At 72.9% G+C, this 10,089-nt stretch carries 10 protein-coding genes and 1 pseudogene; 8 read left to right on the top strand and 3 right to left on the bottom strand.

Annotated features, from left to right (window positions below; all coding sequences use genetic code 11):
• From KDL01_RS34790 to KDL01_RS34770, 5 genes are all read left to right on the top strand, one after another.
• Nucleotides 1-1,597 (top strand): beta-N-acetylhexosaminidase (locus KDL01_RS34790; RefSeq protein ID WP_212532944.1); only part of this gene is annotated, 1,597 nt, incomplete at its 5' end.
• A complete protein-coding gene (locus tag KDL01_RS44905) occupies nt 1,594-2,343 on the top strand; it encodes a GntR family transcriptional regulator (protein ID WP_307846746.1) in 750 nt (249 codons plus the stop codon). The genes KDL01_RS34790 and KDL01_RS44905, both read left to right, overlap by 4 nt.
• 38 nt (nt 2,344-2,381) lie before the next feature.
• Nucleotides 2,382-2,951, top strand: coding sequence for a GNAT family N-acetyltransferase (locus KDL01_RS34780; protein ID WP_212532943.1), 570 nt, complete (start codon nt 2,382-2,384; stop codon nt 2,949-2,951).
• Between the two features lie 95 nt (nt 2,952-3,046).
• The gene (locus KDL01_RS34775) at nt 3,047-3,598 is read left to right on the top strand and encodes a GNAT family N-acetyltransferase (protein ID WP_212532942.1); all 552 of its coding nucleotides are present in this window, start codon (nt 3,047-3,049) and stop codon (nt 3,596-3,598) included.
• A 101-nt stretch (nt 3,599-3,699) separates the two neighbouring features.
• Nucleotides 3,700-5,349: an acyl-CoA dehydrogenase family protein gene (locus KDL01_RS34770; RefSeq protein WP_212532941.1), complete on the top strand. Its 1,650-nt coding sequence runs from the start codon at nt 3,700-3,702 to the stop codon at nt 5,347-5,349.
• A gap of 216 nt (nt 5,350-5,565) precedes the next feature.
• On the opposite strand, the pseudogene KDL01_RS44900 reads toward KDL01_RS34770, so the two are convergent.
• Nucleotides 5,566-6,345, bottom strand: a pseudogene (locus KDL01_RS44900) (YihY/virulence factor BrkB family protein); the annotation flags it as partial.
• A gap of 136 nt (nt 6,346-6,481) precedes the next feature.
• Between KDL01_RS44900 and KDL01_RS34765 the strand changes: the two are divergent.
• Nucleotides 6,482-6,928 (top strand): ATP-binding protein, encoded by a 447-nt coding sequence (locus tag KDL01_RS34765; RefSeq protein ID WP_212532940.1) that lies wholly within the window; start codon nt 6,482-6,484, stop codon nt 6,926-6,928.
• A gap of 73 nt (nt 6,929-7,001) precedes the next feature.
• Here the strand turns inward: KDL01_RS34765 and KDL01_RS34760 are convergent, their stop codons facing one another.
• Nucleotides 7,002-7,340: an STAS domain-containing protein gene (locus KDL01_RS34760; RefSeq protein WP_212532939.1), complete on the bottom strand. Its 339-nt coding sequence runs from the start codon at nt 7,338-7,340 to the stop codon at nt 7,002-7,004.
• A gap of 303 nt (nt 7,341-7,643) precedes the next feature.
• On the opposite strand from KDL01_RS34760, the gene KDL01_RS34755 reads away from it, so the two are divergent.
• A complete protein-coding gene (locus KDL01_RS34755) occupies nt 7,644-8,555 on the top strand; it encodes a SigB/SigF/SigG family RNA polymerase sigma factor (RefSeq protein WP_307846745.1) in 912 nt (303 codons plus the stop codon).
• A 111-nt stretch (nt 8,556-8,666) separates the two neighbouring features.
• A complete protein-coding gene (locus KDL01_RS34750; RefSeq protein WP_212532938.1) occupies nt 8,667-9,152 on the top strand; it encodes an ATP-binding protein in 486 nt (161 codons plus the stop codon).
• A 92-nt stretch (nt 9,153-9,244) separates the two neighbouring features.
• On the opposite strand, the gene KDL01_RS34745 is transcribed toward KDL01_RS34750, so the two are convergent.
• The coding region (locus KDL01_RS34745) for an NAD(P)/FAD-dependent oxidoreductase (RefSeq protein WP_212532937.1) at nt 9,245-10,089 on the bottom strand (845 nt) is incomplete at its 5' end.

Raw genomic sequence — 10,089 nt, 5'->3', positions numbered from 1 at the left:
GCCCCCCGCCGTGCACCTGACCGCCGGTCCCGGCGCCGACCGCCCCGCCGCCCTGCTCGCCGAGTACCTGGGCGAGCGGCCCCGCACGGATCAGGGTCCGGAGATCCGGCTGCAGCTGCGCGGCGGCGGCGCCCCGGCCGAGGGCCCCGCCGCCCGCGAGGCCCACCGGCTCGAGATCGACCGGGACCGGGTGCTGCTGACCGCGGCGCACGAGGCAGGGCTCTTCCACGGTGTGCAGAGCCTGCGCCAACTGCTCGCCGAGGACGGCGGATCCTGGCCGGCCCTGTGCGTCGAGGACGCGCCGGCGCTGCCCTGGCGCGGCGTCATGCTGGACGTGGCCCGGCACTTCATGCCGCTGGAGTTCCTCTACGCGTTCACCGACCAGGCCGCGCTGCACAAGTTCAACGTGCTGCACCTGCACCTGACCGACGACCAGGGCTGGCGCATCGAGATCGACGGCCTGCCCCGGCTGACCGAGGTGGGCGCGCACCGGGCCGGGTCCATGATCGGGCCGGCCGGCAGCGGCGCGTTCGACACGGTCCCGCACGGCGGCTTCTACACCCAGGCCGAACTCAGAGACCTGGCCCGCTACGCCGAGCGGCGCGGCGTCCTGGTCGTCCCCGAGATCGAGATGCCCGGCCACTCCCGCGCCGCGCTCGCTGCCTACCCCGGGCTCGGCGCGGTCCCGCGGCGCGAGGGCCTGCCGGTGTGGACGTCCTGGGGCATCAGCGAGGACGTCCTTGGCGTGCACGAGGACGTCTTCGCCTTCTGCCGCGAGGTCCTCGGCCAGACCGTGGACGTCTTCCCCGGCCGCTACGTGCACATCGGCGGCGACGAGTGCCCCACGGTGCAGTGGGAGACCGAGCCCTACCCGCGCCGCCGCGCCGCGGAACTTGGCCTGGCCGCCCCCGCCCGCCTGCACGGCTACTTCCTCGGCCGGATCCACGCCTTCCTCGCCGAGTGCGGCCGACGCGCCGTCAGCTGGGACGAGGCCGCCCCCGGCACCGGCGACCTGCCGAGCGACCTGGTGCTGACGGCGTGGATGAACCCGCAGGACGCCGCGCGCTCGCTCGGCCGCGGCCACCAGGTCATCATGGCGCCGCATCAGTCCACGTTCTTCGACTACGCCCAGAGCGCCGAGCCCTACGAGCCGCAGGCGCAGCCGGGCCAGGTCATCACACTCGAGGACGCCTACCGCTTCGACGCGCTCGGCATCCCGGGAACGGGGGAGCGGCTGCCCGTCGCGGACCCCTTCGCCGACGGCGCCGCCCGCACCCCCGGCGTACTCGGCACCCAGGCGCAGTTCTGGTCCGAGTTCCTGCCGACCCCCGCGCACGTGCGCTACGTCGCCTACCCGAGGCTCTGCGCGTTCGCCGAGGCCGCGTGGAGCACCGGGCCGCGCGACTACGACGACTTCCGCGCCCGCCTGGCCCATCACCTCCCGCGCCTCACCCGCCTCGGCGCGCTCCCGCCCGAGCGGGCCGCTCACCTGGCCGCCGGACTGGCCAGCGGTTCCGGAACCGGGTCGGGTCCGGGGGTGGACGGCGCCTGCGGAGCACCGGGCGCACCCGGGGAGCCTGCGAGAATCGGAGCGTGAAGCCCGTGAATCAGGTCCCGCGTGTGGTCGCCACGGCCAAGCGCGACAGCGTCCGCACCCATCTGCTCGACCTGATCGAGCAGTCCGGCCCGGGTACCGCCCTGCCCGCCGAGCGCGATCTGGCCGGGCGCCTGGGCGTCTCGCGCCCCACCGTGCGCGCCGCGATCGAGGACCTGACCCGGCTCGGCCTGCTCGTGCGCCACCAGGGCCGCGGCACCTTCACCAGCCCGCGCAAGATCACCCAGGAACTGGCCGGCAACAGCGCGAGCGCCTTCGGCGTGCCGCCGGCCGAGGGCGACTGGACCAGCAGGGTCCTGACGTTCCGGATCGCCCCGGCCGGCGCCCCCAGGGCCGCCCGGCTCAAGCTCTCCCCGGCCGACCCGGTGCTGCGGGTGGTGCGGCTGCGCCTGGTGGACGACGAACCGATGGCCATCGAGCGGATGGACCTGCCCGCGCACCTCGTCGAGGGCCTGGAAGCGCAGGACATGGAGAGCGGCAACTTCTACCGGCTGCTGCGCGAACGCTTCGGCGTGACCGTCTCGGACGCGGTCCAGAGCATCGAACCCACCGTCACCAACCCCGACCAGGCCGACCTGCTCGACATCCCGGTCTACGCGCCGGTGCTGCTGATCGAGCGCACCACCAGGGACACGGAGGGCGCCATCGTCGAGTTCGTCCGTTCCATCTACCGCGGCGACCGCTACCGCATCATCTCCAAGCTGAGCTTCGACAGCACGTCGGGTTAGCCCGGCGCGCTGCCGCGGCTCCTCGGTTAGCCTGGAGCGTGCCCGAGCGAGTGCTGTTGCGCCGTTTCACGCCGGAGGATCTCGACGATCTCGCGGCCCTGCACGGCGACCCGCGCGTCATGCGCTACATCGACGACGGGCGGCCGGTGGCGCGCGAGACCGTCGCGCGCCAGACGCTGCCGCGGATCCTGAACCAGTACGCCCTGCTGCCCGAGGGCCTCGGCTCCTCGGCACTGGTCGAGCGGGAGACCGGCGCGTTCCTCGGCTGGGTCAGCCTGGCCCCGGCGACCAGCGTGGGCCTGGAGGAGTACATCGGCCATGCCCTGGAGCTCGGCTACCGTCTGCTCCCGGCCGCCTGGGGCCGGGGATACGCCGTCGAGGGCGCGCGGGCACTGCTCCGCAGCGCGTTCGAGGGCCGCGCGGCCTTCGGCTACGACCGCGTCGTGGCGACCACGATGACGGTGAACTCCGCGTCCCGCCGCGTCATGCAGAAGGCCGGACTGCACTATATCCGCACGTTCTTCGCCGACTGGCCGGACCCCATCGAAGGCGCCGAGCAGGGCGACGTCGTCTACGGGCGCACCCGCGCGGACTGGCTCGAGCGCTGAGCGGCACGTCCTTGCGTCGGCCCGGAAATCCCGTTGCGGCCGGCCGGTATCGGATGTCTGATGGACCGGCCACCGATCATGGGACGGAACCGGACATGTCACTGCCCACCCCCTCGTTGCCCACCGCGCGCCTTCGACTGCGCCCCTTCGAAGACACGGATGCGGACGACCTGTTCGCGTTGCACGGCAACGCCCGCGTGCTGCGCTACTGGGACTCGCCGCCGTGGACCGAACCCGCGCGCGCCGAGAAGTTCGTCACGCGTTGCCGACAGATGGCCCAGGAGGGCAGCGGGGCACGGCTGGCCGTGCAGCGCGTCTCCGACGGGGCGTTCCTCGGCTGGTGCGGCCTGAACAGCTGGAGTCCCGACTACCGCAGCGCGTCCGTGGGCTACTGCTACAACGAGGCGTCATGGGGTCACGGCTACGCGACCGAGGCCGCGCGTGCGTTGCTGCAGTGGGCATTCGACACGCTGGACCTCAATCGCGTGCAGAGCGAGACCGATACCCGCAACGTGGCATCGGCCCGCGTGCTGGAGAAGCTCGGCTTCGTGCGCGAAGGGACCTTGCGGGAAGACTGCGTCGTCAACGGCGAGGTCTCCGACTCGTGGGTCTACGGACTGCTCAGGCGGGAGTGGCAGCCGCTCTGAGACGGCCGCCACCGCGGTCCGGACGGTCGCGCGCCGGGGCTACTGCGCGCACGTTACCCGCGAGTAGAGTTGCGCTGACGACGAACTCGGAGGTGACAACGGTGTCCACGGCCCCTTCGCCGCTCGGCCGCACACACGAGGTGCTCAACCAGGTGCCACCGCTGGTCGGGCACGACGTGGCCGACGACCCGGTCCTACTCGAGGCACTCGCCCGGGAGGGCGCCGACTGGTACGCCGAGGATCTGCACCGCATCGGCCGGCTGGCCGGATCGGCCGAGGTGCAGGACTGGGCGAACCTCGCGAACGAACACGAACCCGTCCTGCGCACGCACGACCGCCACGGCCGCCGTATCGACGAGGTCGAATTCCACCCGGCGTACCACGAGCTGATGGACGTGGCCGTGCGCGAGGGCCTCGCCGGCGCCGCGTGGGCCGAGCACAAGGCCGGGACGCACGTGGCGCGCGCGGCCGGATTCATGGTCTGGTCCTCGGCTGAGCAGGGCCACGGCTGCCCGATCTCCATGACCTACGCCGTCGTTCCCGCGCTCCGGGCCGAGCCCGCCCTCGCCGCCGCGTACGAACCGTTGCTCACCAGCCGCGTCTACGACCCCGGTCTGCGCACGCCCGCCGGCAAGCGCGGCCTGCTGGCCGGGATGGGCATGACGGAGAAGCAGGGCGGCTCGGACGTGCGCGCGAACACGACCACCGCCGAGCCGCAGGCCGACGGGACCTGGCTGCTGCGCGGCCACAAGTGGTTCACCAGCGCGCCGATGAACGACCTGTTCCTCGTGCTCGCGCAGGCGCCCGGCGGCCTGTCCTGCTTCCTGGTCCCGCGCGTGCTGCCGGACGGGTCGCACAACAACTTCCTGATCCAGCGGCTCAAGCAGAAGCTGGGCAACCGCAGCAACGCCAGCAGCGAGCCCGAGTTCGACCGGACCGTGGCCTGGCTCGTCGGGGCGCAGGGCCAGGGCGTGCGCACCATCATCGAGATGGTCACGATGACGCGGCTCGACTGCGTGCTGGGATCCGCCTCCGGCACCCGCGCCGCGCTGGCCCATGCCGCCCACCACGCCCGCCACCGGCACGCGTTCGGCTCCGCGCTCATCGACAAACCCCTGATGCGCAACGTGCTGGCCGACCTCGCGCTGGAGTCCGAGGCCGCCACCACGCTCGCGCTGCGCCTGGCCGGAGCCGTGGACCGGTCCGCGCACGGCTCAGAGTCCGAGCGCGCCTTCCTGCGCCTGGGCACCGCCGTGGGCAAGTACTGGGTGTGCAAGCGGCAGCCCGCCGCCGTCGCCGAGGCGCTCGAATGCCTGGGCGGCAACGGATACGACGAGGCCTACGGCGTGGCCAGGCTCTACCGCGAGGCGCCGCTCAACGGGATCTGGGAGGGCTCCGGCAACGTCAACGCCCTCGACGTGCTGCGCGCCCTGGCTCGTGAGCCCGAGGCGGTCGCCGCCTTCCGGGCCGAGATCGACGCGGCCGCCGGAGGCGATGCCCGGCTGGACGCGGCCTGGCGCGAGATCCAGGCGGAGCTGGCGAATCCGGCGGAGCTCGAGCTGCGCGCGCGGCGCCTGGTGGAGCGGATGGCCCTGGTACTCCAGGGATCACTGCTGGTGCGCCACGCTCCCGCGGCCGTCGCCGACGCGTTCTGCGCCTCCCGCCTCGCCGGGGACCGCGGCCTCGCGTTCGGCACGCTGCCCGCCGGCCTCGACCTCGACGGCGTGCTGGATCGGCTGCCCCGCGGCTGAGGGCGCCGCGCCGGCCGCGCTCGCGACGATGCCGGCGCCGCTCCCGTCCGCCTGCTCGTAGAGGACCTCGATCCGCATCCGGCGGTGCCGCCGCTGGGTGTGGGCCAGGTCCTCGAGCGCGGCGCGGTCCCCGGGCAGCAGGCCGTCGCTCAGCACGGTGCGCGGCCACAGCCCGCGTGCCCTGACACAGTCGGCCTCCAACAGCAGCAGCATGATCCGCGCCTGCACGGTCAGCCAGGCCAGCAGCCCGAGCACCAGGCCGAACACGCCGTAGAGGTCCTCGGCGTGCCGCAGCGCGTGGTCGAGCAGGAAGGTGCCGAGCGAGAGCAGCCCCTGCCAGACCACCGCGGCCGCACAGGCGGACCGGATGAAGTCGTGCACCGGGATCCGCGGCGCCGTGGCCAGCCGGAAACCGAGCGTGAACAGCAGGGCGTTGATCGCCGCGGAGACGATCGCGCCGAGCCACTGCACCGGCAGCCCGTGCGCCACCCCCACCCCGGACACGCTCGAGAGCGCGCCGGTGGCCGTCACGTCCACCACCATGACGCCCAGCAGCGCGGCGCCGCGCGCCTGCCTGGCCACAAAGTTCGGCCGCTGTGTGTAAGGAACCGACCACACCGTGTTGAACACGAACTGGGTCGAGGTCGCCAGTCCGCGCGCACCCCAGGCGGAGGCGATCAGCCCGATGCCGAGGCCGAAACCCGCGTCGCCCAAGGCGTGTATGTTCGCCCGCAATTGGGTGCCGATGACCGGAAAGTCGGTCAGGGCCGAGTGCATCACCGCGTTCTGCACCTGCGGATGGTCGCGCAGCACGATGCCGAGTACCGTGGCGAGCACCAACAGCAGCGGGAAGGCCGAGAGGAAGGCGTAGGCCGCCAGCAGTACGGCCAGGTAGCCGAAGTGGTCGTCGTTCGCCTTGCGCCATACCGCCGCGGCGAAGGCCGTCGGACGGGTCCGGCGCAACAGCGCGTCCAGTCGTGCCCGGGTGCCGGCCATAGTCGGCGGATACCCTGGGTCACGGTCCGCATTCCCCTCGCCCACGGCATATCTCACGGCAACGAGGGTAGACGGGCCAGGACCGCTCCCGGGCGGCCGCCCACCCACTCCGACGAGACGTCAGTCAACCGAGGCGATGTTCCCCAGCCCCTTTCCCGAGCCCCGAGCCGAGCCGCTGCTGCGGATCGCGTTCGCCGAGGCCGATCTTCCGGCGCTGCGCGACGCCGTGAACGGCGCGGCCGGCGCCGCCGGCCTCGACCAGGACCGGCTGCCCGATTTCGTGCTCGCCGCCCACGAACTCGCCGTCAACAGCGTGATGCACGCCGGCGGCGCGGGCCTGCTGCGGCTGTGGGTCGAGCGCGACGAGCTGGTGTGCGAGGTCAGCGACCGCGGCGTGCTGGCGAACCCGGAGACCGCGGGGCTCTCCCGCCCGAACCTGTCCGCCACCGGCGGCGCCGGACTGTGGATCGTGCGCCAGGCCAGCGACGCGGTGCAGATCGCGTCCGTCCCCGGCCAGGGCACGACCGTGCGGATGCGGATGACGCTCGCGCCGAAGCCGGTGCGCGGCGCGGTCGGTCCGTAACCGCACCGCGTCGGGGCGTGACCGCGCAGTCCGTGATCGCGTGGGTGCGCAGGGTCTTGGGCCCGCGGGCGGTTCAGTCCGCGAGCGCGGCGTCCAGGTTCTCCCGGGTCTCCAGGATCGCCCTGGCCCCGGTCAGCTCCAGGGTGCGCTGTACCGCCCGGTGCGGGGCCACCAGCCGCAGCCGCCCGCCGAGCTCCCCGGCCCGCCGGGCCGCCAGGATCAGGATGCGCAGCCCGCTGGAGTCGAGGAAGTCGAGTTCCGAGCCGTCGAGCACGACCAGCCCGGACGGCTCGAGCAGCGGCTCGAGCTCGGCCCAGAATCCCTCGGAGGCGGCCAGATCCAGCTCGCCGGCGAGGGTGACCACGAAGCGTCCCGGGCCGTCCGGCACGACGGCGACCGCGAGGCGATCCATCCCTGTTACGCTCCTTGGCAGGTAGTCGGGGCTGGTGACGGCCACGTGGCGGCCGGCCTGGCTACTGTTCGGGCAGAGTGTACCCGGTCATCAGGCCTCGTACGCGCAGCCCCGGTGATCGCGTCCACCCTGAGGGGCTACCCACGCCCGCGCGGTTCATGCCCGACTCATGCCCGACCTCGTCGGCGCGAACCGGGTTTGCCCGGCGCGCGAGCGGCAACGAGGGGGAAGGCAGGAGCGCGGCGGGACGTGGATACACGTGGATACATTCGCCGCGTTACGCGGACGGAGATGGGGTGAGCAGTGCCGGAACGCACACGTGAGGCGTCGCCGTGTACTGATACCGAGGCCGGCGCCGAGGCGGGCGCCGGATCGAGCGCGAGCGAGAGCTCGGGCGCGGACGCCGGTGGGAGCACGAGCGCGCCGCGGATATCGCCGCAGCGGGCCGAGCAGCGGGCCGAGACGATGCGCGTGCTGCGTCGGATGGCGCAGCTGCCCGCGGGCGATCCGGAGCGCGAGCGGCTGCGGGCGGAGGTGATCGAGGACCACATGCCCTTCGCCCGGCATATCGCCCAGCGCTATGGCGGGCGGGGCGGGGCGGCCGAGGACTTCGTCCAGGTCGCCTACGTCGGCCTGGTCAAGGCGGTGGACAACTTCGATCCGGAGCACGGCACCGGATTCCCGGGCTACGCGACCCCTATGATCATCGGGGAGATCAAGCGGTACTTCCGCGACGCGACCTGGGACGTGCACGTGCCGCGGCGGATGCAGGAGCTCTCCGGGGCGCTGCGTAAGGCCACGGACATCCTGACCTCGGAGCTGGGCCGGGAGCCGACCCTGGCCGAGCTGGCCGCGCATCTGCAGGCGGACCCGGAGGAGGTGGTGGAGGCGATGGACGCGGCGAACGTCTACACCACCGCCTCGCTCGACCACCCGGTCGGGCCGGGCGAGGAGCAGACCGCCTCGCTGGCCGACTTCCTGGGCCAGGAGGACAGCCGGTTCGAGGCCGTGATCAACCGGCAGGTGCTCACCGAACAGGTGGCCGCGCTGGGCGACCGGGACAAGCGGATCCTGCTGATGCGTTACTTCCGCGGCATGACGCAGGCGGAGATAGGCGCCGAACTCGGCGTCTCGCAGATGCAGGTCTCCCGGTTGCTCACCCGGATCCTGCGGGACCTGCGGACGGGTTTCGAACCCGCGCCGGAGGAGGAATGAACACCGCCGGGGCCGCGGACCGTCGCGTGACAGTCCGTGCGGGCGGGTATGGGTGCGTCCGGTGGGCGCGTGCCCGGGGGAGAATGCCGAGACGGAATGGGGAACGTACCGATGCTGGATGACAAGGCCGGGGACGGGCAGGGGCGCGACGCGCTCGAGCGGGTCGCGCCGGAGCAGGCGGCCGACCTGCCGCGGCTGCCCGTGTCCGAGGTCTTCCTGGAGATCCCGGCCGACCGGCTCTATGTGGTGCTCGCGCGCTCCGCGGCCGTGCACATAGGCGCCGTGCTCCGGCTCGGCCTGACCGACGTGACCGATCTGCGGCTGGCGGTGGACGAGGCCTGTGCCATGTTCCTGCTGCACCCCGCGTTCCCGCAGAGCCAGGCCGCGCAGACCGGCCTGTCCTGCCGGTTCGAGGCGTACGAGGACGAGCTGCGGGTGTCCGTGCGCGCCCCGGTCCAGGCCGACTTCGCCCCGGACACCGAGACGATCGGCTGGATCATGCTCGGCGCGCTGGTGGACGAGCTGTCCTGGAAGCACGCCGACGGCTACGGCACCGTCAGCCTGCTCAAGCGGTTCGAAGTGCCCAAGGCCGGATAGCCGGCCGGTCGGACTCCGTCGCGAGCGGATCCGGCGTCCTCGGCCAGACCGAGGACGCCGGATCCGCTCGCGTGCCCGGAGGCCGCGCGGGCTCAGGGTTTCGGCGTCGGCGCCTGCTGGGATGCCGGCGCCGCCACGGGTATCGGCACGTCGTCGTGGCCGAGGGCCTGGCGGGTGGTGACCGCGCGCTCGGCCCGGCCGCGTCCGGCGAAGCTGACCGCCCAGTGGAACAGCGTGGTCACCCGGTGTTCGAATCCCACCAGGTAGAACAGGTGGATCACCAGCCACAGCAGCCAGGCCACGAACCCGGTGGCCCGGATCGGGCCCACCCCGGCGACCGCGTCGAACCGGGCGATCGTGGCCAGGCTGCCCTTGTCGTGGTAGTGGAACGGCGCGTCCTTGGGCGTCCCGCGCAGCCGCGCGTCGATCCGGTCGGCGACATACCGCCCGCTCTGGATCGCCACCTGCGCCACACCCGGCAGCCCGTCCAGCGCCATCATGTCGCCCACGGCGTAGATCTCCGAGTGCCCGGGCACCGTGCAGTCCGGCAGCACCTTGATCCGCCCGGCCCGGTCCGTCGGCGCTCCGGTGGCCTGGGCGAGTACCGCGGCGAAGGGTGAGGCGGCCACGCCCGCGGCCCAGATCTTCGTCATCGACTCGATCCGCTCGAGCTGCCCGTCCGGGTTGCGCACCGTGATGCTGCGCGCGTCCAGTTCCTCCACCTTCGTACCCAGACGCACCTCCACGCCCAGTTTCCGCAGCCGCAGCAGGGCCTTCTCGGACAGGTGGTCGCCGAAGCTGGGCAGCACCACCTCGGAGGCGTCGATCAGCAGCACCCGCGCATCGCGCGAATCCACCCGCCGGTACTCACCGCGCAGCGCCCGGTGTGCCAGCTCGGCGATCTGCCCGGCCATCTCCACCCCGGTCGCCCCGGCCC

Source organism: Actinospica durhamensis, from assembly GCF_018139695.1.
GTDB classification, from domain to species: Bacteria; Actinomycetota; Actinomycetes; order Streptomycetales; family Catenulisporaceae; genus Actinospica; species Actinospica durhamensis.
This window is presented reverse-complemented; position numbering and strand designations above follow the sequence as displayed.

What these genes read in the sequence shown, in the direction of transcription:
- KDL01_RS34775 (WP_212532942.1), top strand. Translation starts at nt 3,047, where the DNA reads ATGTCACTGCCCACCCCCTCGTTGCCCACCGCGCGCCTTCGACTGCGC.
- KDL01_RS34765 (WP_212532940.1), top strand. Translation starts at nt 6,482, where the DNA reads ATGTTCCCCAGCCCCTTTCCCGAGCCCCGAGCCGAGCCGCTGCTGCGG.
- KDL01_RS34760 (WP_212532939.1), bottom strand. Translation starts at nt 7,340, where the DNA reads ATGGATCGCCTCGCGGTCGCCGTCGTGCCGGACGGCCCGGGACGCTTC.
- KDL01_RS34750 (WP_212532938.1), top strand. Translation starts at nt 8,667, where the DNA reads ATGCTGGATGACAAGGCCGGGGACGGGCAGGGGCGCGACGCGCTCGAG.